This is a genomic window from Idiomarina tyrosinivorans, assembly GCF_003987475.1.
In the GTDB taxonomy this organism is placed as follows: Bacteria; Pseudomonadota; Gammaproteobacteria; order Enterobacterales; family Alteromonadaceae; genus Idiomarina; species Idiomarina tyrosinivorans.
Window position 1 is genome coordinate 1 of sequence record NZ_PIQH01000011.1, and the last position, 23,605, is coordinate 23,605.

Genomic DNA, 23,605 nt, shown 5'->3' on the forward strand with positions numbered 1-23,605 from the left:
TGAATCGCGTAGCGCGCGGCTGAGAGACATAAAAAAACTCCAGTGACAGTTACTATCACTGGAGTTTGACAGCTCCACTTGATCGGTCAATGGATCGCTAAATTATTTCTTAACTGATCAGCATTGCGCCTAAGCGCGGGCTTTTTTGTGCCTGCTTATGCTTTACTGCGGCTGTTAGCTTGGGCTCGCGGCATCGTCAGGGTTGAGGGAAGGCTCGGGGTTGCTTGTTCTCTACCACGACGATTAGCTTGGGTACGTCGGCATCGTGAGGGGCTGGAGGGCGCTTGGTGTGTAGACGCTCAGAGGGTCATTGCACGGCACCCCGCCGGTTCACGAAGCTGGGGAAAAAGCCGCTCAAGCTCATCCATGAGGCGCTTAGTCTCCGGCCGTCCATGGCCGGAGATACTTTTTCCCCAGCTTCGCGCCCCAACGTTGTGCGTTAAATGTGGGAGAAGTCGCGCCTACACCCCAAGCTTAGGGCTACGGAGAAGCGATGCCGATGCAACACCGAGCGCGCCGTGCCAGAGAACAATCAACCCCAAGCAGGCTGTCTGAAGCTAACCGATAAAGGCTGATACTTCTTTACTGCGGCTTTCCGCGATGGCGGGCGGCATCGCTTCTCCGCACCTATTTGGCTCGGGGTGTGGGCGCGTTTTCCTCGATATTGATTAGCGTCTCGTTGGGGCGCGGGGGCTCCGGTAAAAAGCATCTCTGGCCAGGGAGGGCCAGAGACTGAGCGGCCATGGATGGCTCGAGCGTCTTTTTACCGGAGACACCGTGAACCAGCGGGACGCTGAGCACTCACCACCCTAGCGCCCACGCCCCGAGCCTTCCCCCCAAACCTGACGATGCCGCGGGCCGTAGCCATAGGCCGCAGTAAAGAATTGCCGACCAACCCAAGCTCATCGCCGTGGTAGAGAACAACCAAGCCCGAGCCTGATGATGCCAAGAGCTCGAGCTTAGGCCGATCACTTTATGGTGGTGATTTCGATGCCGAGTGTTTTGGCTTGTTCTTCTGTTTCTGCTGAGGTTAATACGGCCACTTGTTGGGGTCTTGGTAGGTCGGGGTCGTAAACCCAGAGGGTGGCTAATTCTTCGTCTACTTCGCGTTGCAAAATCAGGCGTTCGGGCTTTACTTCTCGTGGTGCTAGCAAAAAGCGTTGTAGTGTTAGGGTTTCGCCGTTCCAACTGGCGACTTTTTGTAATGGTCGGAACTTCAATACGATGGCGACAAATATCAGCATGGTGATCAATACGCCACCGGCAATCCATAGCAAGGGTACTTGGCCGCCAATATATATGGCCATCCATAATGCGAGAAAAAAGCCGCCCCACAACTGTGGTCGACGGCTGTCTCGATAAAATACTAATTCAGCGTTAGAATTCATCGTCCTCAAACTCAAACAGTCCGCGGCTTCCCGCCTGAATGGCGGCAACTAAGCCATGTATCCGAGGCATCAGTTTAACAAAATAGAATCGCGCTGTTTTGATTTTTGTTTGTAGCGGTGTGCTGCCTTTAGCTTCTGCGGCAATCGCCATCCGTAACCACAGGTAACCGTAGCAAACGTAGCCCATCAAATGCAGGTACTCTACGGCAACGCTATTAATCCAATTTTCATCGGTCGCGGCCTTTTGCAGCACGTCTTTGCTGACCCCTTCGAGTGAGTCAATGGCGGCTGCGAGCGTTGCCATTTCCGTCACCCAAGTTTTGTGGTTACGGTTCTCTGCGACAAACGCTCTCAGGGTTTCCAGCAACGGTGTGAGTAATTGCCCTTGCGAGCCCACTACTTTGCGACCCAATAGGTCTAGCGCTTGAATGCCGTTGGTTCCTTCGTAGATTTGCGCAATTCGGGTATCACGCACTAACTGTTCTTGTCCCCATTCGCGCACGTAGCCATGGCCGCCGAAAATCTGTTGTCCGTGAATCGTCGATTCCAACCCAGTATCGGTGAGGAATGCTTTCGCCACTGGCGTTAACAATGCCACCATGGCATCGGCGCGTCGTTGCACTTCGGCATCTTGCGCATATTTAGCCCGGTCGAGTTGTTGTCCTACCCATGTTGAAAACGCTCGTCCACCTTCGGTGAAGGCTTTCATGGTCAGCAGCATACGGCGAATGTCGCCGTGTACCAACAAGGTATCGGCTTCGGCATTGTGATCTTGCGTGGCTTTTGCGCCGCGTCCTTGGCGACGGTCTTTAGCGTACTCAAGCGCGTTTTGATATGACCGTTCTGCGGTCCCTAACCCTTGAATACCAACCCCAAGACGCTCGTAGTTCATCATGGTGAACATCGCTTTTAAACCTTTATGCGGTTCACCCACTAACCAACCTTTGGCACCATCAAAGTTCATCACGCAGGTCGCCGATGCATGGATCCCCATTTTGTGCTCGATAGAACCGCAACTCACCGCATTGCGCTCGGTCAAGTTACCTTGTTCATCAGAGAGAAATTTCGGCACTAGGAATAACGAAATACCTTTGGTGCCTGCTGGGGCATCTGGGAGTTTTGCGAGTACCAGATGAACGATATTTTCGACCAGGTCGTGCTCGCCACCGGTAATAAAGATTTTGGTACCGCTAATCTGGTAACTACCGTCGTCGGCAGGCACTGCCTTGGTTCGAATAATACCGAGGTCGGTTCCAGTATGTGGCTCGGTTAAACACATGGTTCCGGTCCATTCACCGGCGGCTAAACGTGGTAAATAATGGGCTTTGAGCTCATCGCTACCATGTAAGTCTAGCGTCATAATGGCGCCAGAAGTTAGCCCTGGATAAAGCGAGAAAGCAATGTCTGCAGAGCACAACATTTCTTCGTACTGCGCGGAGAGTGACTTTGGTAGCCCCATGCCACCAAAATCTGGGTTGGCTGTCACACCGACCCAACCGCCTTCTGCCAGCGCTTTAAAAGCACCATGGTAAGCTTTTGGCACGCTAACAGCGCCCTGCTCCCAGGTCACGCCTTCTTCATCTGCAGCACGCGAGTTAGGCGCAACCAAGTTTTCGGCAACTTTGGCCGCTTCATCCAGAATGGCAGTTGCGGTATCGGCATCCATCATTTCAGCTAGCGCTGGCATTTGCTGCCAGTCATCCGCAACTTGGAATACATCGTGAAGCAAAAAGTCCATGTCACTTCTTGGCGCTCGATAGTCCGCCATAACTGCCTCTCTTAAACAAAAGTTTCAAACAGGTGTTTTAATATCAGTTTTGGCGGCTGAACACAAGCCTCTGAGTCCTAACCCTGCCAATCAGTTAAGGCTTCAACGGTGAAGGCTTGTTGCTGCAACGACAACACTACCTCGTTTGGCCGAATCGCTACAACGTCCATCCCTCGCCATTGGTCGCCCTCTTGCAGACGCGCACCACTGAGCCGGATCCAGCGTTTATTTGCTTGCGAAGAATACATATGGGCTTGGTAGGCAAAGCGCGGAACTTGGCGCTGGAAACTTTCGCTCAATTCAGAAAGCGCCGGGATCACTGATAGCTTTTCTGAACCGTTTTCAGCATTATCGTCAGTGTTGGCGGTTTGTTCAACCGCTGCTTGAAAGCGCTTAAGTAAATCGGGCGAGACACTGGTTAAATCCAGCGCCTGGCGCTTCGGCTTGGACTCTGAAGCAGATTGTTGCGGTTGCTCATCAGCGCTGGCTTTAGTCGCGGTTGGCGATGCCTTTGCCGACCACAATGGTAAGGTAATAGTGGTAGTTAGGTTGGTGGCTTTACCCCATTCGGCTGCGCCAACGTTGCTGTTTGCTAGCGTTGTGGTCGCCGCGCTGAAACTCAGTCTTAGCCAAATGGCTGCGGCCAGGCTAACAATCGCGACAACACTAAACAGAAACCAAAAACCGCGACTGCGCTGGCGCTGCCTGTCAGCGCCGGCATACTGTTGGGCCAACGAGCTGGACATTGTTTCCGACGACTGTTGCCGTAACGCTTTGAGTAAGGTCGACATTATTGCTCTCCTGCGCTTGGCATCACCGATGCAGCCGTTTGCTCATGCTTAGCTAACCACGCCAGCAACAGCACCGGCACGCCATCTTTAGTGCTCACCCGCAATTGTTGAGCCAGCAGTTGTAACTGTTGTTCAGCGGCTGAATCAGCCATATCGCTGTCTTGGTAGTAGCTCGCTACCCGTTGTTGAAGCCATTGATTTAGCCGTTCTGGCTGTTCTGGGTAGCCTGGTGGTGTTGGCCATAACAGCATGGCTTCACCCGTCCAATTCTGCGTATCGACATTGGCACTTGGCCTTACTAGCTGATAACCGCCGTTAACTTGTTGCAGCAACGCGGGGTAACCTAACATGCGTAACTGACGCATTGACATCCGATCTTGCAAACAGGCCAATTGGTATTGCTCAACCCATTGGCAGAATGGTTGTTGTCGGTTCGGACGCGGTAACTGCCAAGCTTGGGCGAGCTTCTGCATTGCCTGCGCAGGCCCCTGCGGCGCTGCACTTGTCGGTTGTTGTTGCCATGGGTTTGGCGCCAGCACTACTAGTGCTAGCACCAACAGCAATGCTGCACAGGCTAGCGCTTTCAACGGCCAAGCACGGTTTCCGGAATCACTAAAGCCCTCAACTTCTGCCGCAGCCCGTTTAATGTGTTTTCCGGTTACCTGTTGCGCTTGCTCAGTGTAAGCGGCCAGTAGCGCGCGGTCGCAAACCACGTTGAGGCGTCGCGGTATCCCATCGGTTAACCGATGGGCTTTACGGCAAGCGGCAGCGGTAAAAATTTCCCTTTCAGCGCCAGCGACCTGCATCCGATAACGAATATAGCGTTCACTATCCTCCGGTTGCAGCGGTAACAAATGGTAACGTGCGGTAATGCGCTGCGCCAGTTGGCGCAATTCGCGGCGTCGCAAAAGATGCTGTAACTCAGGCTGACCAATTAAAATAACACGCAGCAATTTTCGTTGGTCTGTTTCTAAATTGGTGAGTAGCCGCAGTTGTTCTAGAACATTCGGTTGCAGATGCTGGGCTTCATCAATGAGCACAACGCATTGCTGATCGTTACTGTGCGCATTGAGCAAAAACTGGCTGAGTTTGTCCGTCAGGGTTTTACTGCTTGCCTGCCGTTTTTGGTAGCGGATGCCGAACTCATCACATAACGTTGCCAACAATTCGCGTTCATCCAGCATGGGGTTCAAAATAAACGCGGTGCGCGTGCTTTCCGGCAAGCGCTCTAACAGCGCTCGCGAAACCGTGGTCTTACCGGTACCCACTTCTCCAGTCAGTAAGATGAAGCCGCCACTTCCCTCAAGCCCATGCAGTAAATGCGCTAGGGCTTCTTGGTGACGCTCACTGAGGTATAGATAATGTGGGTCTGGCGCTATCGAGAATGGCGTATCGCTCAGCCCAAAAAAATTCTGGTACATGATGGTCGATGAAAAATAATACAATGCAGTTAGTGTAACGACTCACTTGCACTGCGGCTAGTGATTCGAGATGATCTAACTGCGATAGTTAACTGGGGTAGGATTTTGCAAACATACTTGGTCGGCGGTGCCGTACGTGACGAACTATTAGAGTATCCGTTCTCCGAAAAGGACTGGGTTGTCGTGGGCGCCACTGCAGAGCAACTACTAGCACAAGGATTTCAACAAGTCGGCAAAGATTTCCCGGTGTTTCTCCACCCCAAGACTCACGAAGAGTACGCTTTAGCGCGTACCGAACGTAAGCAGTCTTTAGGTTATACTGGCTTTGCCATCGATGCCTCGCCGCAGGTAACGCTTGAGCAAGACCTTCTGCGCCGAGATTTAACCATTAATGCCATCGCCAAAAGTGCGGATGGTCAATTAATCGACCCTTATGGCGGCCAACAGGATATCAAAAATCGGGTGTTACGCCATGTTTCGGACGCCTTCGTGGAAGATCCCCTACGTGTGCTGCGAGTTGCTCGATTTGCAGCACGCTATGCGCACCTCGGCTTTGCGGTTGCCCCGGAAACGATGCAATTAATGACCCGCCTAAGTAACGCCGAGGGAGAGCTACAAAGTCTTTCGGCCGAGCGAGTGTGGCGGGAAACCGAAAAGGCGTTAATAACACAGCATCCTGAAGTGTTTATTGAAGTGCTGCGGCAGTGTGGAGCACTCAAGGTGTTATTCCCTGAAATTGCCGCGTTATGGGGCGTTCCTAACCCAGCGCAGCATCATCCTGAGATCGACAGCGGTGTGCATACGTTGATGGTGTTGCAGCAAGCGGTCAAGCTGAGTAATGCCGTTGACGTCCGCTTTGCCGCCTTAACCCATGATCTTGGCAAGGCAAAAACGCCGGCAACCGAATGGCCCAAACACTATGGTCATGAGCAAGCGGGAGTCGCGGAAATCCAGCGTTTGTGCAAACGTTGTAAAGTGCCGAAGGATGTCGCCATTGTGGCGCAACAAGCCAGCCTTTGGCACCTGCACATTCATCGCGCACTTGAGTTGAAGCCGCAAACACTGTTAAAAGTGTTCGACAGTATCGATTGTTGGCGTAAGCCAGAGCGCTTAGAAAAGCTATTGTTGGTTTGCGAGGCAGATGCGCGTGGTCGACTCGGCTTCGAACAACGCGCTTATCCGCAACGTGACTACGTGAACCAAGCATTTCAACTCGCTCAGCAGGTTCAAGCCCGACCGTTCGTAGAACAAGGTCTTAAAGGAGCAGACATCGGTGCCGCAGTGGCGAAACAGCGCTTGGCCGTTATCGCCGAGTTGCGCCAACAGCGCGACACCAGCTAGACCATCAGCAGGATCAGCACTAACCCCAAAGCCAAGCGGTAAAGCACAAACGGTAGCATCCCCATACGTTCAATAACGCGCATGAACAGCGCAATCACTAAGTAAGCGCTCACTGCCGAAACCACGATTCCGGTGACCAAAAAGCCCCAATGAATCACTTCATCGGAACGGACTAATTTAGCCCCTTCATAAACGCCGGCCATTAAGATAACTGGTATCGACATTAAAAACGAAAAACGCGCCGCTTGTTCACGACCCAAGCCTAACCACAAACCCGCTGTCATGGTAATACCCGAACGTGATGTTCCGGGAATTAAGGCGATTGCCTGTGCGACACCAATAATAAGCGCCTGCTTCACGGTAAGTTGCGCCAATGTCTGTTGTTGTTGCGCATAACGCCGATCAGCCCACCATAGCAGTATCCCAAATGCAATGGTGGTCGTTGCGATCACTGCCGTCGAGCGCAGTGAAGCCTCAATAACGTCGGCGAACAACAACCCAGCAATTACTGCTGGCACCGTTGCCCAGATAATTAACCAAGCCATACGACTATCGCTACCATGCTGGCCGCTAAACGATTGCAACCAACCGCGCAGTAACTCCCATACGGTTTGCTTAAAGTACCAAACCACGGCAATCAGGGTGCCAACATGAACCGCTACGTCAAACGCCAAGCCCTGATCGGCCCAACCCAGTAATTGTGAGGGCAGAATTAAGTGGGCCGAACTGGAAATTGGCAAAAACTCTGTTAATCCTTGAATTAGCGCCAGAAAAATAGCTTCAATATACGTCATTTACGATTACCTTAAGATCAGGATGAGCTAGCCAGTCTTCCTTGGTTAGCGGGGCGAGTTGTTGGTCTTGCATCGGACTCTGACGGCTTAACTGCCGCCAAAGTTCTGCGAACGACTGTTGCCGTTGTGGATGAATAGCCATCGGCGCAAGCTCTGCTAATGGCTGCAGTACAAAAGCGTTGTGTAATATTTCGTCACGCGGTAACTGGGGCTTGCTCGCATTGACCTCTTCACCCACTAACAGCATATCAATATCGAGTGTTCGGGGACTGTACTTGGGGTCGCTATCGTGGCGCCCATGCTCTGCTTCGATGGCTTTGCAGTAGCGCAATAGTTCGGCTACGCCCAAATCACTCTGGAACTGCACCACCAAGTTATAAAACGGGCTACCGGCGAAACCAACCGCGGCACTTTCGAACACCCGCGAGCGTCGCAATGGACCAAATTGTGCGATCAGCGAGAGCAAGCCAGCGCGCAAATGCTGTTGCCGCTCAACGTTACTGCCTAAACCTAAAAAAATCTCTCGCATCACATTATTTGCCTGTAGCGGCGAAATCTCGATAAATCTCTACCGCGATATTTTTCGCTTGTGCTACAGCTCCAGGCTTAGCCACTTTTACCTTCACCCACAGCACCGCAAATTGTTGATGAAGTTCCGTAGCAATGCCTTCAGCCACTTGTTCTATCAGCTCACGCGGTTGACCGCTAACCCATGCACTAACGTGCCGACTGACCGCGTCATAATCGAGCGCATCGGCGATGTCATCACTGTTGCCAGGAATACTGTTGTCCCAGCCCATATGCAGCGTCACATAAAGCCGTTGCTGTTGCGTCTTTTCCCAATCAAACACGCCGATAATGGTGTCAATTGCCAAGTCTTCAATGATCACGCAATCTGTCATTTTGCTTTCCATTCGCGCTCGCCCGTAGTAATTCCGCGTTAAACCTCTTATGCTTAATAGGCGGAAGTGATGGCGAGCATACTACCCCAAATAAAACACCTATGTTAAGAGCGAATTATCAGGCATGCCAGCGTTAACCTTATTAATGATCCTAGTCGCCTATTTAGTCGGCTCAATATCCAGTGCGGTACTGATTTGCCGAATCTGGGGTCTGCCTGATCCACGCCACTCGGGTTCACAAAATCCTGGTGCCACCAACGTTTACCGTATTGGTGGACGCTGGCCTGCGCTGTTGACCCTTGTCTTCGATGTGCTAAAAGGTATGGTCCCTGTGTGGGGCTCATATTATCTCGGTATCAACGCCTTTTATCTCGGCTTGATCGCTGTCGCTGCCTGTTTGGGGCACATTTTTCCGCTCTACTTCAAGTTTCGCGGCGGCAAAGCAGTGGCCACCGCGCTCGGAGCTATGTTTCCTATCGCTTGGGAAATGGCTTTGTTACTTATCATCACCTGGTATGCAGTGTTCCGCATTAGCCGAGTGTCCTCGTTAGCCGCCTTAGTTACGGTAAGTTTGGCGCCGTTCTACGCACATTGGATAAAGCCCCAATACACGCTACCAGTGATCATGATCTCACTGCTTATTTTATGGCGCCACCAAGCCAATATTCTGCGACTCGCGTCTGGTAAAGAGAGCAACTTTAAGCGTTCCACTAAGGTCGCTAAGCCAACGCCGGAAGATCCGCCAAAGGCCAACGGGGATAAGTCTTAATCGCCAAGTCCGTCGATTGCCCCGCTTGCAACCGCAGCGCTCCAGCTAACGCAATCATTGCACCGTTATCGGTACAGAACGCTGGACGAGGATAAAACACTTCACCACCACGTTTTTGCACGGCGCTTTGCAATTGCTCACGTAAACGCACGTTCGCACTAACTCCGCCAGCAATTACCAAACGTTTTCGACCACATTGCTTTAACGCTCGTTGGCACTTAATCACCAGCGTATCAACCACCGCTTGCTCGAAAGCCAAGGCAACATCAGCAAGACTCTGTTGGTCAGTACCCGCTTTCGCCAATGTATTTGCGGTAAAGGTTTTTAATCCGCTAAAACTAAAATCTAAGCCAGGACGGTCAGTCATCGGGCGCGGAAATTGGTAGCCTACGTCTTTACCCTGTTGCGCCAACTTCGCTAATCGTGGCCCGCCGGGATAATCTAAGCCCATCAATTTCGCCGTTTTGTCGAACGCTTCACCGGCGGCATCATCCAGCGACTCACCAAGCAATTGGTATTGACCAATGCCTTGCACATCGACCAACTGCGTATGTCCGCCAGAAACCAATAACGCGATAAACGGAAATTGCGGTTGCGGGGTTTCCAACATGGGTGCTAACAGGTGCCCTTCCATATGATGTACGGCAATTGCTGGCTTGTCCCAACCGTACGCCAAGCTGCGACCTAAGCACGCCCCTACCAGTAATGCTCCCACCAGACCAGGTCCGGCGGTATAGGCCACGCCATCGATGTCGTCACTGCTAAGTTGCGCTTGCTTGAACACTTCGTGAATGAGGGGAATCGACTTACGCACATGATCGCGTGACGCCAACTCTGGAACCACGCCGCCATAATCCGCATGCAGTTTTACTTGCGAATATAACGTATGGCCGAGAAGCCCATTTTCGGTGTCATAAATGGCGACACCGGTTTCATCACAGGAAGTTTCGATACCTAGAACACGCATGTTTTTCACTATTCTCGTCTTGACCTTTGATTGACTGCTTGCGTAGTTTAACCGAAGCGAAGCAGAAAACCGATGCTTGATTGCATTTCCGCCTTCGTTACTGGCAACCAAAAAAACAACAAGGGAATCGCCATGCGTAAACTCACGGCTCTATTTATAGTGCTGTTGCTGAGTGCCTGCCAAAGCGCACCACAGCAACAAACTAACAGCATTGCAGTGCAACAGTCGCAAGACCTGTCGACACTGCAATATCAAACCTTTAGTGAAATCCAAGCCGCTCTCAACAGTGGTCAAGTCAGCTCTGAGCAATTAGTGCATTACTACATCAGCCGCATCAAGGCGAACAATCGCGAAGGTATGGCAATACATGCGGTGATTGCGTTAGCACCTGATGCCATCGAACAAGCTCAGGCGTTGGACGAAATGCGCCAGCAAGGGCAAATAAAAGGCCCGTTACACGGCATTCCGGTATTACTCAAAGACAATATCGACACTGGCGATGGCATGGCGAATACTGGCGGTTCAGTGCTTTTGCGCAACAACCGTCCCGACGATGACGCCCAATTGGTGGCATCTCTGCGCGCAGCCGGCGCAATTATTCTCGGCAAAGCGAACTTGAGTGAATGGGCGAATTTCCGTTCTACCCGCTCAAGCTCAGGCTGGAGTGGTATGGGAGGCCAAGCGCTTAACCCCTACGACTTGAGCCGTTCAACCTGTGGTTCAAGCGCGGGTTCTGCTACGGCTGTTGCGGCGGACTTCGTAACCCTTGCGGTTGGCACTGAAACCGATGGTTCAGTCGTTTGTCCCGCCGCCACCAATGGTATTGTTGGCATCAAGCCGACCCTCGGTTTAGTCAGCCGTGATGGCATTATTCCTATTGCTCATAGCCAGGACACTGCAGGCTCGATGGCACGCACCGTAACCGGTGCAGTGAACCTGTTACAGGCAATGAAAACCCAAGCAAGCAACGACCCTCTGGCTTACCAAGACTCGCGTAACTTTACCCAGTATCTGCAAGCCGATGGTTTAAAGGGGTTGCGCATTGGTGTGGTTCGAAACTTGATGGGCTATCACGAAAAACTTGATCAACAGTTCGAACAACAATTAGACGTATTGCGAGCTGAGGGTGCAGTGATTGTCGACAACGCCAACATTCCCACGCTCGGACAATGGGATGATGCGGAATTCACCGTATTGGTGCATGAGATGAAGCATGATATGGCGGCATATCTAGCGACCACCGACGGTGATTTGAAAAGCTTGGCGGATCTCATCCGCGCTAACAAAGCCTACCACAAACAAGAACTGACGCTGTTTGGCCAAGAGCTGTTTGAAATGTCGCAAGCAACCACCGAAGAACAGCATGAAGAATATTTAGCGGCACTGGCACGCAGTAAACGTCTAGCTGGCCCAGAGGGGATTGATGCGACATTAAAAAAATACAATGTCGATCTACTCATAGCGCCAACCAACGGCCCCGCATGGAAAATCGACCATGTTAACGGCGACCATTATTTAGGTTCAGCCAGTTCACCTGCGGCAGTGGCCGGCTATCCGCACATTACGGTGCCGATGGGCTTTGTGCAACTCGGCGAAGAACCAGCATTACCGGTAGGAATGAGCTTTTTCAGCGGTGCCAAATCCGAACCGTTGCTGATTAAAGCAGCCTATAGCTATGAACAAGCTAGTCAGCAGCGCCGTCCACCGAACTGGTAGGTGCTTGCAGTTGCTGTAGTGGCACTGAGATAGTGTTAAGTGGCTGGCCGTTGATATCGCGTAAGCTAAACTCGACAACGGCTGGCTGCTGTTCCCAATCAATCGTGATTTGACCATAACGCGCATCTGGCTGTGCTTTTCCGACCCGCTGCTGAAATGCATAAGGGTTGTCATTCTGTTGGTTGACGCTGCCAGACACAACTTGCATTAGCGGGTAAGGCAACCAGTCGCTGGCTTTATCAATCTCCCCAAACCAGCGTCCTGCTGTGGCAAGCACAACCCCATTGGCTTGCGTTTCACGCAATAACTTTTGCAAGCGCATTTGCTCTTGGCTGTACATCGCCCAACTGTCATAACCATTTTGTGGCGCTAGTACTGGCGTCGCGGAAGCAATGACCCTCACTTCTGCGGGTTGCTGTAATTGCTCCGCTAACCACTGCCACTGCGGTTCGCCAAGCAGGCTTCCAGTGGGGTTGGGGAGGAAGCGATCTTTGATATCGGTAAACCAATTGGCAACGCCCGTGATGCCACCTTTTTCCGGCAGCGGGTCGCGATTCCAGCGGCCATCTAGCACAATCACTTGTACCCGGTAGGGCGCGTTACCGAAAATCACACTTTTATAAATACCATGTTGTTGGTATTGCCGCGGCGAGTAAGCTGGCTCTCGCCAGAATGTCAAAAACTGGTTCCGCACCGCGTAGCGCTGCGGATTGTCATTACCACGATGGCCATCAATGGCATAATCATGTTCGTTCCAAATCGACATCACTGCCGAATTACGACGCAGAACTCGGGGACCCCGATAACGATTAAACACTTCATAGCCATCGAGGATATCCTGCATATCATCGGCATTCACTGAAATGCTATCACCAAGAAATAGAAAAACATCCGGATCGGCCAAGTTCAGGGCGTCCCATACCTCCTGCCGTTGGGACTCATCAATGCAGCAGCCAAACGCAACACTGAAGACATTTTGCGCGTGCGCAGATTGCCAACCACTGGCAAACCAGATGGCGCTGATCAACACCCCTCTTACGACCGCTGTTCGAAACATTAGAGTCCCTCTTTATCACCCGCGCAACGACGTGCTTCCTGTTGGCTTATATCGCCCTGTTGCACTAATTTCTTTAGGCTTTGCTCAAGTGTTTGCATACCCTGCGCGGAACTTGTCTGTAGTGTAGAGTAAAGCTGCGCAACACGCCCTTCGCGGATTAAATTACGCACGGCTGAGTTAGCAATCATGATTTCGTGTGCTGCCACGCGCCCGCCGAAGACCTTTTTCACCAATTGCTGAGAGACAACCGCGCGTAACGACTCTGATAGCATTGCTCGTGCCATTGGCTTATCTTCGCCAGGGAAGACATCAATCATCCGGTCAATGGTTTTCGGTGCTGATGCGGTATGCAGCGTGGCCAATACCAAATGCCCAGTTTCCGCTGCCGTTAACGCCAGTCGTACCGTTTCTAAGTCGCGCATTTCGCCCACCAAAATGACATCAGGATCTTCTCGTAATGCTGCTCGTAAAGCGGTTGCAAAGCTGTCAGTATCGCGATGTAACTCGCGCTGATTCACCAAACTCCGTTGATTGTCGTGGACAAACTCAATCGGATCTTCAATGGTGAGAATATGCAGTGCTTTATTTCGGTTAATGTGGTCTACCATAGCCGCTAACGTGGTTGACTTACCCGACCCGGTAGGTCCAGTGACTAATACTAAGCCTCGTGGCGCATCAATAATGTCGCGGAAGATTTCGGGGGCCTCTAACTGCTCGAGAGACATGACCTGAGACGGAATGGTACGAAACACCGCACCAACGCCTTTGCGTTGCCGGAAAACATTGACTCGAAAACGTGCAAGCCCATCAATTTCAATCGAGAAATCAACATCATGGCTTTTTTCATACTGCACTTTGGTAGCGTCGGGCATTAAGCTAATCAAGCCGTCGCGTAGAATATCGTCATCACATTCTGGGTGGTCGAGTGGGCGCATTTCGCCATCCACGCGTAAAATCGGAACGCTACCGGCCGTTAAGTGCAAGTCGGATGCAGATTGTTTCACACTCTCGGCTAATAATTCGTTAATATTCATAATCCTGTTCGCCAGTCATGAGGAATCGTTGAATGTCTTCTACCATAGCAGAGAAGCTCAACAATGTACGCCAGCAAATCACTGATTTTGCTGAGCAACGTGAGCAGTTCCAACATCCTGTGCAACTGATCGCGGTCAGCAAAACGCACCCTCCCCAAGCAATTACTGAGGCTTGGCAGGCTGGACAACGGCACTTTGGCGAGAATTACGCGCAAGAAGCCGTGGATAAAGCGCAGCAATTAACGCACTTGGACGGCATTTGCTGGCATTTTATTGGTCCCCTGCAAAGCAACAAGACCCGTCCCATCGCAGAGTCGATGGACTGGGTCCATAGTGTTGATCGCGAAAAAATTGCGCGACGCCTTAATCAGCAACGCCCCGAGGGTATGCCAGCGCTGAATGTTTTGGTTCAGGTGAATATTGATGGTGATCCCAACAAGTCCGGACTCGTCGCTGATCAGATCCAGCCACTTCTGGACTTTTGCCAACGGGCTGAAAACTTAACCTTGCGCGGGCTAATGACCATTCTCGAGGGCACCGACGATGAGCAAGCTCAGCACCACAGTTTCAAGCAAATGCGGGAACTGTTTGAGCGCTATCAGCCTCAGTACGAGAATTTTGACAGCTTATCGATGGGAATGAGCGGCGATATGCGACAAGCGATCCTTGAGGGTGCTAACATGGTACGTATTGGAACAGCAATTTTTGGAAAACGGGAGTATTTATGAACGACATTCGTAACATCGCCTTTATTGGTGCCGGTAACATGACCCAGAGCATCGTTGGCGGAATGTGCCAAAGTGGTTACCCCGCCAAGCAAATTTGGGTAAGTAATCCGAGCTCAGCGAAATTAGAAAAACTCGAATCCGCTCATGGGCTTAATACCAGCAACGACAACCACCATGTTGCCAAGCAAGCAGATGTTATCGTCCTCGCAGTCAAGCCACAATTGATGGCAGATGTCTGTAGTGATCTTGCTGCTAATGTCGACCTTTCCGGCAAATTGATTATTACCATTGCCGCCGGTATTCGTATTCCCAAATATCACCAATACTTAAATGACGACCAACTTACGGTGATTCGGGTGATGCCTAACACCCCATCATTGGTCGGTGAAGGTGTATCGGGCATTGTCTCTGACGAGCGGGCTCAAGCCAGCGATAAAGATTACGTCACCGATGTATTCAACGGCGTCGGCGAAACGATTTGGGTCGCCGACGAGGATGAACTCGACATCTTAGGCGCAGTAGCGGGTAGCGGCCCAGCGTACTTCTTCGAGTTTATGGCATCGCTGAAGAAAGCGGCTGTCGAACTCGGCTTCGATTCGGAAAAAGCGCGCTTAATGGTGCAACAGACCTGTTTAGGCGCAGCTAAAATGGCACAGCATAGCGACTTATCATTAGAAGAACTGCGTAAGCAAGTGACCAGTAAAGGTGGGTCGACGGCCAAAGGTGTTGAGGTCTACCAACAAGCTGATATCGATAATATTTCAAGCGACGCAGTTAAAGCGGCAGTTAAACGTAACCAAGAGATGGCTGAGTTGTTTTAACTCGGCCTCGTCGCAGCTTCAGAGGATTTTGCAATGAATAATGCCCTGACATTTTTGGTTGTCACCATCATCGACTTGTACTTATACGTGGTGTTGTTACGCCTGTGGATGCAAGCGACTCGAGCGGATTTTTACAATCCGGTTAGCCAGTTTGTGGTTAAAGCCACCCAACCCGTCGTTGGGTTGTTACGCAATCTACTCCCCACTGTCGGCAGAGTGGATTTAGCGACATTAATCTTCGCCTACGCTATTGGAGTGTTGAAAGTCTACGCAATCATTGGCTTAAATAACTATGGCTTCAGTGCGCCAGCACTTTTCATCAACGGCTTTTTGATGGTGGTTAGTGCGTTTTTATCGATGATTTTCTGGATCTTGGTTATTCGCGCATTACTCAGTTGGTTCTCACAGGGCTATAATCCTATTGAGGCGTTACTGCACCAATTGACCGAACCGTTATTGGCGCCAGTGCGGAAAATCTTACCGCCACTTGGTGGTTTAGACCTCTCAGTATTAGTGGTGCTATTGCTACTACAATTTTTACGCATTCTTATAGGTATTTAAGCTATGAAACATTTCAGCTCTTCGCTTAAGTCCAAATTGGCGTTGCTGGTTGCAGCGCTGACCCTTGTGGCCAGTGCTGCGGCACACAGCGAACAGTTTGAAAAGTTTGGTGAATGGCAGATTCATTACAATGCTATTCCATCCACTTTCTTGGCTCCAGCTATCGCCAGCCAATACGGGATCACTCGCTCGGGTTATCAGGGGCTATTGAACATTGCGATTATTCACCAAAATACGGGCGCTGCGACAACGGCTAGCGTCACTGGACAGGTGCTTAATCCTCTCGGTCAGCCGCAAAAGCTTACCTTTAAGGAAATCAAAGAAAACGACGCCATTTACTATCTAGCGCAGTTTTCACACAGCAATCAAGAAATGTTGCGTTTTACCATCGACATTGAGAAAGACGGCAAAACACACCAGCTGACTTTTAATCAAGCCTTCGACGTGTTTGATGAGGAAGATTAATCGGTCAACTTGATACCCACCGCTAAAATCTCACCGTGAGTATCCATATCGCGCACGGTGAGCATGACATTGCCCAAGGCTAACTGGTCGCCAATGACCACTCGCCGGTGGAAGCGTTCAGTGAAGTAATCGGCAATACTCTTCGCTAACAACGCTTCATCAATGTCACCCAGCGGATAGAACGTTTGAATATCTGCCAACGTCAGGTTGCCATGCAGTGAAAAGTCACCGAAGAACACGTTTTGTTGCAACGGTTCCGGACCTTCGCCGGTCGATGCCAAGATCCTTGATACTTCATCCAAGTCTTTCACATTGGCGGCCACCAGCAAAAAATCTCTCTCCTGAATAACGGGACGTTGCTCTGGTTGCAACCACTCTCCTTGGCGAAGTACGCCGACAAAGGTTGCCGGGGCCGTCAGCTTGAGCTGCTCCCAAGTGTGATCACAGGCTGCTGACTGCTTATCGATACGGTATTGCCAAACTTCCAGCGCATGATGGCTTGCAATCGCACTGAGCGGCATACGCTGCTGAGGTTCAGGCTTGGGCGGTACTTGCAGCTTTAACCATTTAGCCATCGGCGAAATGGTCCAACCCTGAACGATCAACGAGGTCATGACCACAACAAAGGCCACGTCAAAATACAGGTCACTGTTTTTCATCCCACTCAGCCACGGGAATAGCGCCAAAATAATGGGAACCGCTCCACGTAAGCCTACCCAACTGATAAACCCTTGCTCTCTTAACGGAAAGTTGAATGGCAATAGGCTGATGAATACCGCTATGGGGCGCGCGATAAAGAGTAAAGTCAGGGCTACAACAAAGGCCATGAAACCGTACTGGAATAAGTGTGAGGGCGTCACCAACAGTCCCAAAATCAGGAACATCGAAATTTGACTCAACCAAGCCAAACCATCTTGTACCTGCAGTATATGCACAAGCTGAGGCAGCCGCGCGTTACCAATCACATAACCGGTAAGGTATACCGCTAAAAATCCGCTCGCTTGCATCTTACTGGTGAGGGCAAAGGTGACGACAGCAGCAGCCAACGCCAGTAACGGATAGAACGAGAAACTCAGCGGCAGTTTGCGGGCGGCTATGACAAACAAACGGCCACAGATCCAACCCATGGCTATGCCACCGAGCAATTGCCAAACCACTCCAGCGGCCATCCACCATGCGTTGGTCATCGCGTCAGTTGACAATGCCTGTGTCATAGCAACCGTTAAAATGACCGCCATCGGATCGTTGGTGCCTGATTCTATTTCTAGGGTCGAAGCAACCCGTTCTTTAATCCGTAACCCTCGTGATTGGAACAGGCTGAATACCGCCGCAGCATCCGTGGAACTTAGGATAGCGCCTAATAAAAGTCCTTCGTTCCAGCTCAGACCAAACAGCCATACCGTTGTAGCAGCGACCAAACTACAGGTGATAGCTACCCCCACGGTCGCAAGACTTATCGCTGGCCATAATGCCACCCGAAAGCGCTCTGGATGGGTGCGCATACCTCCATCAAACAGAATGACGAGCAATGCCAGCGAACCAATCAAAAACGCTAACTCGGGATTATCGAATTGAATACCGCCAAGCCCATCTTCGCCAGCAAGCATACCAATTAATAAAAACGTCAAAAGAATTGGCGCGCCCAGACGATTGGAAATGACCCCTGCTAGGATGCTGATCAGGAGCAAACCTCCAGTGGCAAATAGCAAGGTATTGGCGAAATCCACACGTCCTCCTGACAGATTCTTTTTTGTTAACCTGTGCCCATCATAGCACGGAGATGTTAAAATCTTGGCAACGAATTTTTGGCTATAAGGTTCACCATGGATATCGTTCTTGCAACGGGAAACGCAGGCAAGGTTGCCGAATTGCAACAATTACTGCAGGCGTCGCCCAGCACCGCGCACTGGCGAATAAAACCGCAGTCGCAATGGAATTTCGAAGAGGCCGTGGAAGACGGTTTGAGCTTTGTTGAGAATGCCATTATTAAAGCGCGCCACGCCTGCCAACACACTGGCTTAGCAGCGATTGCCGATGACTCGGGTATTGCTGTCGACGCTTTGCAGGGTGCGCCGGGAATCTATTCTGCACGCTATGCCGGTGAACCGCGTAGCGACCAACGTAATATCGATAAACTGTTAGCCACACTGGCGCAACAAGGTATCGAAAACGCCAGCGCAAGCTTTCACTGCGCTTTAGTGATGCTGCGCCATGCTGAGGACCCAACGCCGATTATTTGCCAAGGACGCTGGCAAGGAACGCTGTTATCAGCGCCAAGGGGGAGCGGCGGTTTCGGCTACGACCCAATATTCTGGGATGCAGAAACACAATGCTCAGCAGCCGAATTGAGCCGCGAGCAAAAGCAGCAACGCTCGCATCGCGGTAAAGCACTGCAACAGTTACTCGCCCAATTAGCCGAGCAGCCCCTGTGAAATCACTGCCGCCGTTAACACTTTATATCCATGTTCCTTGGTGTATTGAGAAGTGCCCGTATTGTGATTTCAATTCACACAAAATTCAGGGCCACATTCCAGAACAGCAATATGTCAACCGCCTATTAGATGATATCCGCGCGGATGCCGACTGGGCACAGCAACGCCCAGTACAGGCCATTTTCTTCGGCGGCGGCACGCCGAGTGTTTTGCAACCGGATAGCATTGCGAGAATTATTGCTGGCGTCGCCAAGGTTTTGCCGTTAGCAGCGGATTGTGAAATCACACTTGAAGCGAATCCTGGTACTTTCGAGGTCGAACGCTTCGCCGGCTTCGTCGAGGCCGGAGTCAATCGCCTGTCGATTGGTATCCAGAGTTTAAAAGATCAGCAACTGCGGGCATTAGGTCGCATCCATTCTAGCGCGCAAGCCCGGGTGGCTGCAGCACACGCCAAAGCGCTCGGCTTACGCAGCTATAACTTGGACCTAATGCACGGTTTGCCCGAGCAATCCGTTGCTGATGCGATGGCCGATTTAGACCAAATTATTGCTCTCGACCCGCCCCATATCTCTTGGTATCAACTGACCATTGAGCCGAATACCTCATTTGCTAGCCGCCCACCGCAACTCCCCGATGACGATGTTCTGTGGGATATCTACACCGAAGGGCACAAAAAGTTAGAAGCCGCAGGTTACCAGCAATATGAAGTCAGTGCTTATGCCAAAGCGGGCCATCAAAGTCGCCATAATCGCAATTACTGGGAATTTGGCGATTACTTGGGGATTGGGTGTGGAGCTCATAGCAAAATTACTTTGGCAGCGGAAGATAACGCTCTTTTGCGCTGTGAAAAAGTGAAGCACCCAAAAGGCTATTTGGATTTAACTCGAACGCTACGATATCGCACCCAATACGTTGCAAAACAAGATGAGCTATTCGAGTTCTTTATGAACCGCTTACGCTTACTTGAACCTGTACCTAAACAGCAGTTACTCGAACGCACGCACTGCACTACAGCAGAAGCTGATCAGGCATTGCGGAACAGTATTGATAAAGGCTGGGTCATTTCCGACAAAAACCAGTGGCGGTTAACCAGAGACGGCCACCGGTTCTTAAATAGCGTGCTCGAGGATTTACTTTAATCGCGTCGCGCCACTACGAACTGCAGATCCCAGACCCCGTGGCCTTTGTTTTTTCCACGCTGCTCAAACTTGGTTTTCGGGCGGTCTGCTGGACGCGGCACAAAATCACCCGAGTGCGACAGGTTGGTTAACTTCGCTTCTGCGGATAACACTTCTAACATGTGCTCGGCGTAGTTCTCCCAATCCGTGGCCAGATGAATCATTCCCCCAGCGCGGAGTTTCTTTAACAGTAATTGAATAAACTGCGGCTGAATAAGGCGACGTTTATGATGACGCTTTTTATGCCACGGATCGGGGAAAAATATCTGTACGCGATCTAGGCTATGATCGGGAATTTGTTGCTTTAACACTTCCACAGCATCACTGTTGGACACCCGCAAATTTGTGACTTGTGCTTGTTCTGCGGCCATTAAACACGCGCCGACACCGGGCTCATGAACTTCTATACCGATAAAGTTACGCTGCGGGTCGGCAGCGGCCATTTCAACCAGAGAGCCGCCCATGCCAAAACCGATTTCTAGGGTCACCGGCCCCTCACGCCCAAACAACTTAAGCAAATCAACGGTTCGCTCGCTGAAGGCTAACCCCATTGTCGGCCAAAGCCGCTCTATTGCCGATGCCTGCCCCTTAGTGAGGCGGCCTTCGCGCTTGACGAAACTTCTGACGGTACGTACATACTTGCCAGCCGCAGCGGCTTCTTCGGCATTACGAAATTGGCTCATGGTTGTCCTCGACCGGTTAAACGAAAAACGCCGCCCTGTGTGGGCGGCGCTACATTATCCGAATCTGGAGCCGGAACTCAAGCGTTGATTATTTGTTCACTTCGCTTTTCAACACCGGATTCCGTTTGGTGACTTCTAGCTCAGCTTCGATCCGACGGTTAGCCTGACGAGCCGCTGCGGTTTTACCCTGCACTTTTGGCTCGGTTTCACCGTAACCGACCGATTTCACCCGTTTCGGATCAATACCAAAACGCTGGATAAGCACATCAGCAACTGCTTTCGCGCGACGTTCTGATAACCACTGGTTATAGTCTGCTGCACCGGTGTAGTCGGTGTGACCTTCAATGGTAATGTCCAATTGCGGATGCTCTTTCATAAACTCAGCCATGCGCTTGATGTCATCCACTTTGTTGTCACGAATTTTTGACGAATTAATGTCGAACTCTACCAACAGCTCGCGACTGATGGTTTCGTTTTCGTATTCAATGCAACCTTTTTCGTCAACCGAATACGTCGCTGGCGTCATTGGGCATTCGTCATTCGGATCAATTACGCCATCATTATCCGAGTCGGCGGGTGCCACAGGGGCAGGCTTCGGTTCAGGCTCGGGTTGCGGTTGTGGCTTAGGCGCCGGCTTAGTTTGTTGCATGGGTTCGTCCCGACCGCCAAAGAACCACTGTAAACCGATAGTCGCAAATGCTTCGGAATACTCACCTTCTTGAATACCACCTTCGAACCGTAACGCAACAGACTGCGAAACAAAATGGCGATACCCAACAAAGGCCCGGGCAAAACTGTCTTTATTATCGCCAATATCTAAACGGTTAACGCCCAAACCTAAGTACACGTTATCGGGTAAATTATAAATGATGTCTGCACCATAGTTACTTCCTTCGGCCTCCCCCATATTACCATCAAGGCTCGCATTAACGTATTCATAATAAATTCGCGTTTCCCAATAGTCGGTTAGCATAAAGCCGCCCTCAAGACCGACCGTTGAGCTACTAAAACCGTCTTCTACAGGCAGTAATGCATTGTTCTCTTTCGCGTACCGATCAGCGTCAGTCGCTATAACCCCGCCCCGTACACCAAAGTAACCATCTCCTTTATCCTGAGCCATAGCAGCTTGACTCATCCCCGCACCTAACAGTGCCAGCATTAAAACCGATAAACGCTTCATGTCTTTTCTCCTTGTTTCACGATACGTATGTAACGCTTTATACTTTTGTTAAGATACTCATGGATCAAAAACGTTGCGTACCTTTTCGTATTCTTTACAAGCATTAATAGGGACGCTGCCACCATTCACTTTGTTGTTAGAGTCGTCGTTATTGTGAAAGATGGGATAAGTTCAAGCTGGCACTCGGCGCAGGTGCTGAAATGGTTTGACCGACACGGGCGCAATCATTTGCCTTGGCAACAGAACCCTACGCCTTATCGCGTGTGGGTCTCGGAAATTATGTTGCAACAAACGCAAGTCGCAACCGTCATAGACTACTACCAGCGTTTTATGGCACGTTTCCCAACCGTGGCGGCGTTAGCGAAAGCACCATTAGACGAGGTGTTGCACCTTTGGACGGGGTTAGGCTATTACGCTCGAGCGCGCAATATGCACCATGCTGCGAAACAAGTCATGGAGCAATTTGCGGGGGAATTTCCTTGCCAAGTAGCCGAGCTAGAACAGCTCAAAGGCATCGGTCGCTCTACCGCCGGTGCAATCGCCTCATTGGGCTGTGGTCAGCATGCTGCCATTTTAGATGGTAATGTTAAGCGAGTACTGGCTCGGGCCTATGGCGTCGATGGTTGGCCGGGTAAATCAGCCGTTGCTAAGCAACTCTGGCAGCTCACCGAACAACTCACGCCGCAACAGCGCTGTGCTGATTACAATCAAGCGATGATGGACTTAGGTGCACTTTTGTGTAAAGGCAAGCAGCCAGATTGTCAGCGCTGTCCGTTGCATTCGCGTTGCCATGCTTACCAGCACGACCAAATCGCTGAGTTACCGGGTAAGAAACCGCGCAAAGCACTACCGGAGAAATCCTGTTGGTTAGCGATTGTGCTGACCAACGATCAGCAAACCCTACTGCAACAACGTCCCCCCTCTGGCTTATGGGGAGGCCTCTGGGGATTTCCACAATTCCAACAACAAAGCGAACTCAACGACTACATCGCTGAATTAGCTGTAGCGCCAGCGGAAATCCAGCAATGGCAAACCTTTCGCCATACCTTTAGTCATTTCCATTTGGACATCACGCCAGTGGTGATAGCCCTAGCTAATGAGCTGGGCGAGGTAAACGAGCTGCAGCAACGCTGGGTCAACATTCAACAACCAGAAAACTTGGGATTTGCCGCGCCAACCGCTAAGATCCTAAAACAGTTAGCCAAACAGACGCATTCAAGGAGCCGGTCATGAGCCGTACCATTTATTGTGAATATTTAAAGAAAGAAGCCGAGGGCTTAGATTTTCAGATGTACCCCGGTGAGCTTGGGGAAAAGATCTATCAGCATATTTCTAAACAAGCTTGGGCGGAATGGCAAAAAAAACAGACCATGTTAATCAATGAAAAACGCCTCAATATGATGGACCCGGAGGCTCGAAAATTCCTTGAAGAGCAGATGAAAGCCTTCCTTTTTGAGGGAGAAGACATAGAAATTGAGGGTTATACACCTCCGCAACAGTAATCTTCTGAAAAGCCCACCTCGCGTGGGCTTTTTTGATCAAAACCAGAACTTCCTGCGTAAAACGGAACAAGCTCTGTATATGAGTTTTACAAATATCGACAATATTC

24 protein-coding genes are annotated in these 23,605 nt (G+C 50.9%); 11 read left to right on the forward strand and 13 right to left on the reverse strand.

Translation table 11 applies throughout. The annotated features are described in order from the left end of the window. Positions 1-968 precede the first annotated feature (968 nt). From CWI84_RS10725 to CWI84_RS10740, 4 genes are all read right to left on the reverse strand, one after another. Positions 969-1,388, reverse strand: coding sequence for a hypothetical protein (locus CWI84_RS10725; protein ID WP_126842592.1), 420 nt, complete (start codon positions 1,386-1,388; stop codon positions 969-971). After that, the gene (locus tag CWI84_RS10730) at positions 1,378-3,156 is read right to left on the reverse strand and encodes an acyl-CoA dehydrogenase C-terminal domain-containing protein (RefSeq protein WP_126842593.1); all 1,779 of its coding nucleotides are present in this window, start codon (positions 3,154-3,156) and stop codon (positions 1,378-1,380) included. Before CWI84_RS10730 ends, CWI84_RS10725 begins: the two co-directional genes overlap by 11 nt. A 77-nt stretch (positions 3,157-3,233) precedes the next feature. Next, a complete protein-coding gene (locus tag CWI84_RS10735) occupies positions 3,234-3,947 on the reverse strand; it encodes a general secretion pathway protein GspB (protein ID WP_126842594.1) in 714 nt (237 codons plus the stop codon). Continuing rightward, a complete protein-coding gene (locus tag CWI84_RS10740; protein WP_126842595.1) occupies positions 3,947-5,368 on the reverse strand; it encodes an ExeA family protein in 1,422 nt (473 codons plus the stop codon). The genes CWI84_RS10735 and CWI84_RS10740 overlap by 1 nt, the downstream gene beginning before the upstream one ends. A gap of 105 nt (positions 5,369-5,473) precedes the next feature. Here CWI84_RS10740 and CWI84_RS10745 point away from each other — a divergent pair, with 105 nt between their 5' ends. Then, positions 5,474-6,709, forward strand: a complete 1,236-nt coding sequence (locus CWI84_RS10745; protein ID WP_126842596.1) for a multifunctional CCA addition/repair protein — start codon at positions 5,474-5,476, stop codon at positions 6,707-6,709. On the opposite strand, the gene CWI84_RS10750 is transcribed toward CWI84_RS10745, so the two are convergent. Genes CWI84_RS10750 through folB form a run of 3 tightly spaced genes read right to left on the reverse strand, consistent with a single transcriptional unit; the run spans position 6,706 to position 8,405 of the window. Then, entirely contained in the window at positions 6,706-7,503 is a 798-nt protein-coding gene (locus tag CWI84_RS10750; protein ID WP_126842597.1) for an undecaprenyl-diphosphate phosphatase, read from the reverse strand. The two genes, CWI84_RS10745 and CWI84_RS10750, sit on opposite strands and share 4 nt — an antisense overlap. Next, a complete protein-coding gene (gene folK, locus CWI84_RS10755) occupies positions 7,490-8,032 on the reverse strand; it encodes a 2-amino-4-hydroxy-6-hydroxymethyldihydropteridine diphosphokinase (protein WP_126842598.1) in 543 nt (180 codons plus the stop codon). Before folK ends, CWI84_RS10750 begins: the two co-directional genes overlap by 14 nt. A 4-nt stretch (positions 8,033-8,036) precedes the next feature. Continuing rightward, positions 8,037-8,405 carry a dihydroneopterin aldolase gene (gene folB / locus CWI84_RS10760; RefSeq protein ID WP_241968782.1) on the reverse strand — a complete coding sequence of 123 codons (369 nt, stop codon included), beginning with the start codon at positions 8,403-8,405 and terminating at the stop codon, positions 8,037-8,039. Between the two features lie 124 nt (positions 8,406-8,529). On the opposite strand from folB, the gene plsY reads away from it, so the two are divergent. Continuing rightward, positions 8,530-9,174 carry a glycerol-3-phosphate 1-O-acyltransferase PlsY gene (plsY, locus tag CWI84_RS10765; RefSeq protein ID WP_126842600.1) on the forward strand — a complete coding sequence of 215 codons (645 nt, stop codon included), beginning with the start codon at positions 8,530-8,532 and terminating at the stop codon, positions 9,172-9,174. Here plsY and tsaD read toward each other — a convergent pair. Then, complete coding sequence (tsaD, locus tag CWI84_RS10770) at positions 9,125-10,141, reverse strand: tRNA (adenosine(37)-N6)-threonylcarbamoyltransferase complex transferase subunit TsaD (RefSeq protein WP_126842635.1); 1,017 nt, start codon at positions 10,139-10,141, stop codon at positions 9,125-9,127. The two genes, plsY and tsaD, sit on opposite strands and share 50 nt — an antisense overlap. Positions 10,142-10,273: 132 nt before the next feature. Here tsaD and CWI84_RS10775 point away from each other — a divergent pair, with 132 nt between their 5' ends. Further along, on the forward strand, positions 10,274-11,857 hold the full coding sequence (locus CWI84_RS10775) for an amidase (protein ID WP_126842601.1): 1,584 nt from the start codon (positions 10,274-10,276) through the stop codon (positions 11,855-11,857). Here CWI84_RS10775 and CWI84_RS10780 read toward each other — a convergent pair. Together CWI84_RS10780 and CWI84_RS10785 are read right to left on the reverse strand one after the other, a co-directional pair. Then, a complete protein-coding gene (locus CWI84_RS10780; RefSeq protein ID WP_126842602.1) occupies positions 11,826-12,914 on the reverse strand; it encodes an alkaline phosphatase D family protein in 1,089 nt (362 codons plus the stop codon). The genes CWI84_RS10775 and CWI84_RS10780 overlap by 32 nt on opposite strands. Beyond that, complete coding sequence (locus CWI84_RS10785; protein WP_126842603.1) at positions 12,914-13,948, reverse strand: type IV pilus twitching motility protein PilT; 1,035 nt, start codon at positions 13,946-13,948, stop codon at positions 12,914-12,916. The genes CWI84_RS10780 and CWI84_RS10785 overlap by 1 nt, the downstream gene beginning before the upstream one ends. 32 nt (positions 13,949-13,980) lie before the next feature. Here CWI84_RS10785 and CWI84_RS10790 point away from each other — a divergent pair, with 32 nt between their 5' ends. Genes CWI84_RS10790 through CWI84_RS10805 form a run of 4 tightly spaced genes read left to right on the forward strand, consistent with a single transcriptional unit; the run spans position 13,981 to position 16,523 of the window. Beyond that, entirely contained in the window at positions 13,981-14,676 is a 696-nt protein-coding gene (locus CWI84_RS10790) for a YggS family pyridoxal phosphate-dependent enzyme (protein WP_126842604.1), read from the forward strand. Next, positions 14,673-15,497, forward strand: a complete 825-nt coding sequence (gene proC, locus CWI84_RS10795; protein ID WP_126842605.1) for a pyrroline-5-carboxylate reductase — start codon at positions 14,673-14,675, stop codon at positions 15,495-15,497. Before CWI84_RS10790 ends, proC begins: the two co-directional genes overlap by 4 nt. A 33-nt stretch (positions 15,498-15,530) precedes the next feature. Next, the gene (locus CWI84_RS10800) at positions 15,531-16,058 is read left to right on the forward strand and encodes a YggT family protein (protein WP_126842606.1); all 528 of its coding nucleotides are present in this window, start codon (positions 15,531-15,533) and stop codon (positions 16,056-16,058) included. A 3-nt stretch (positions 16,059-16,061) separates the two neighbouring features. Further along, positions 16,062-16,523: a DUF4426 domain-containing protein gene (locus tag CWI84_RS10805; RefSeq protein WP_126842607.1), complete on the forward strand. Its 462-nt coding sequence runs from the start codon at positions 16,062-16,064 to the stop codon at positions 16,521-16,523. Here CWI84_RS10805 and CWI84_RS10810 read toward each other — a convergent pair. After that, a complete protein-coding gene (locus CWI84_RS10810; protein WP_126842608.1) occupies positions 16,520-18,250 on the reverse strand; it encodes a potassium/proton antiporter in 1,731 nt (576 codons plus the stop codon). The two genes, CWI84_RS10805 and CWI84_RS10810, sit on opposite strands and share 4 nt — an antisense overlap. 96 nt (positions 18,251-18,346) lie before the next feature. Here CWI84_RS10810 and rdgB point away from each other — a divergent pair, with 96 nt between their 5' ends. Then, positions 18,347-18,955 (forward strand): RdgB/HAM1 family non-canonical purine NTP pyrophosphatase, encoded by a 609-nt coding sequence (gene rdgB / locus CWI84_RS10815; protein WP_126842609.1) that lies wholly within the window; start codon positions 18,347-18,349, stop codon positions 18,953-18,955. Next, positions 18,952-20,094 (forward strand): radical SAM family heme chaperone HemW, encoded by a 1,143-nt coding sequence (hemW, locus tag CWI84_RS10820; protein ID WP_126842610.1) that lies wholly within the window; start codon positions 18,952-18,954, stop codon positions 20,092-20,094. The genes rdgB and hemW overlap by 4 nt, the downstream gene beginning before the upstream one ends. Here the strand turns inward: hemW and trmB are convergent. Together trmB and CWI84_RS10830 are read right to left on the reverse strand one after the other, a co-directional pair. Next, positions 20,091-20,816: a tRNA (guanosine(46)-N7)-methyltransferase TrmB gene (trmB, locus tag CWI84_RS10825; protein ID WP_126842611.1), complete on the reverse strand. Its 726-nt coding sequence runs from the start codon at positions 20,814-20,816 to the stop codon at positions 20,091-20,093. The genes hemW and trmB overlap by 4 nt on opposite strands. An 88-nt stretch (positions 20,817-20,904) precedes the next feature. After that, positions 20,905-21,996, reverse strand: coding sequence for an OmpA family protein (locus CWI84_RS10830; protein ID WP_126842612.1), 1,092 nt, complete (start codon positions 21,994-21,996; stop codon positions 20,905-20,907). A 153-nt stretch (positions 21,997-22,149) separates the two neighbouring features. Here CWI84_RS10830 and mutY point away from each other — a divergent pair, with 153 nt between their 5' ends. Both mutY and CWI84_RS10840 read left to right on the forward strand, forming a co-directional pair. Beyond that, entirely contained in the window at positions 22,150-23,229 is a 1,080-nt protein-coding gene (gene mutY, locus CWI84_RS10835; RefSeq protein WP_198674517.1) for an A/G-specific adenine glycosylase, read from the forward strand. Then, complete coding sequence (locus CWI84_RS10840) at positions 23,226-23,498, forward strand: oxidative damage protection protein (RefSeq protein ID WP_126842613.1); 273 nt, start codon at positions 23,226-23,228, stop codon at positions 23,496-23,498. The genes mutY and CWI84_RS10840 overlap by 4 nt, the downstream gene beginning before the upstream one ends. The last annotated feature ends 107 nt before the right edge of the window (positions 23,499-23,605 follow it).

Coding starts and splice junctions, on each gene's coding strand:
- CWI84_RS10740 (WP_126842595.1), bottom strand. CDS start 5,368: ATGTACCAGAATTTTTTTGGGCTGAGCGATACGCCATTCTCGATAGCG.
- CWI84_RS10790 (WP_126842604.1), top strand. CDS start 13,981: ATGTCTTCTACCATAGCAGAGAAGCTCAACAATGTACGCCAGCAAATC.
- CWI84_RS10800 (WP_126842606.1), top strand. CDS start 15,531: ATGAATAATGCCCTGACATTTTTGGTTGTCACCATCATCGACTTGTAC.
- folK (WP_126842598.1), bottom strand. CDS start 8,032: ATGCGAGAGATTTTTTTAGGTTTAGGCAGTAACGTTGAGCGGCAACAG.
- tsaD (WP_126842635.1), bottom strand. CDS start 10,141: ATGCGTGTTCTAGGTATCGAAACTTCCTGTGATGAAACCGGTGTCGCC.
- CWI84_RS10830 (WP_126842612.1), bottom strand. CDS start 21,996: ATGAAGCGTTTATCGGTTTTAATGCTGGCACTGTTAGGTGCGGGGATG.
- folB (WP_241968782.1), bottom strand. CDS start 8,405: ATGACAGATTGCGTGATCATTGAAGACTTGGCAATTGACACCATTATC.
- CWI84_RS10730 (WP_126842593.1), bottom strand. CDS start 3,156: ATGGCGGACTATCGAGCGCCAAGAAGTGACATGGACTTTTTGCTTCAC.
- CWI84_RS10725 (WP_126842592.1), bottom strand. CDS start 1,388: ATGAATTCTAACGCTGAATTAGTATTTTATCGAGACAGCCGTCGACCA.
- CWI84_RS10735 (WP_126842594.1), bottom strand. CDS start 3,947: ATGTCGACCTTACTCAAAGCGTTACGGCAACAGTCGTCGGAAACAATG.
- CWI84_RS10750 (WP_126842597.1), bottom strand. CDS start 7,503: ATGACGTATATTGAAGCTATTTTTCTGGCGCTAATTCAAGGATTAACA.
- trmB (WP_126842611.1), bottom strand. CDS start 20,816: ATGAGCCAATTTCGTAATGCCGAAGAAGCCGCTGCGGCTGGCAAGTAT.
- CWI84_RS10780 (WP_126842602.1), bottom strand. CDS start 12,914: ATGTTTCGAACAGCGGTCGTAAGAGGGGTGTTGATCAGCGCCATCTGG.
- plsY (WP_126842600.1), top strand. CDS start 8,530: ATGCCAGCGTTAACCTTATTAATGATCCTAGTCGCCTATTTAGTCGGC.
- CWI84_RS10775 (WP_126842601.1), top strand. CDS start 10,274: ATGCGTAAACTCACGGCTCTATTTATAGTGCTGTTGCTGAGTGCCTGC.
- CWI84_RS10840 (WP_126842613.1), top strand. CDS start 23,226: ATGAGCCGTACCATTTATTGTGAATATTTAAAGAAAGAAGCCGAGGGC.
- CWI84_RS10785 (WP_126842603.1), bottom strand. CDS start 13,948: ATGAATATTAACGAATTATTAGCCGAGAGTGTGAAACAATCTGCATCC.
- rdgB (WP_126842609.1), top strand. CDS start 18,347: ATGGATATCGTTCTTGCAACGGGAAACGCAGGCAAGGTTGCCGAATTG.
- CWI84_RS10805 (WP_126842607.1), top strand. CDS start 16,062: ATGAAACATTTCAGCTCTTCGCTTAAGTCCAAATTGGCGTTGCTGGTT.
- proC (WP_126842605.1), top strand. CDS start 14,673: ATGAACGACATTCGTAACATCGCCTTTATTGGTGCCGGTAACATGACC.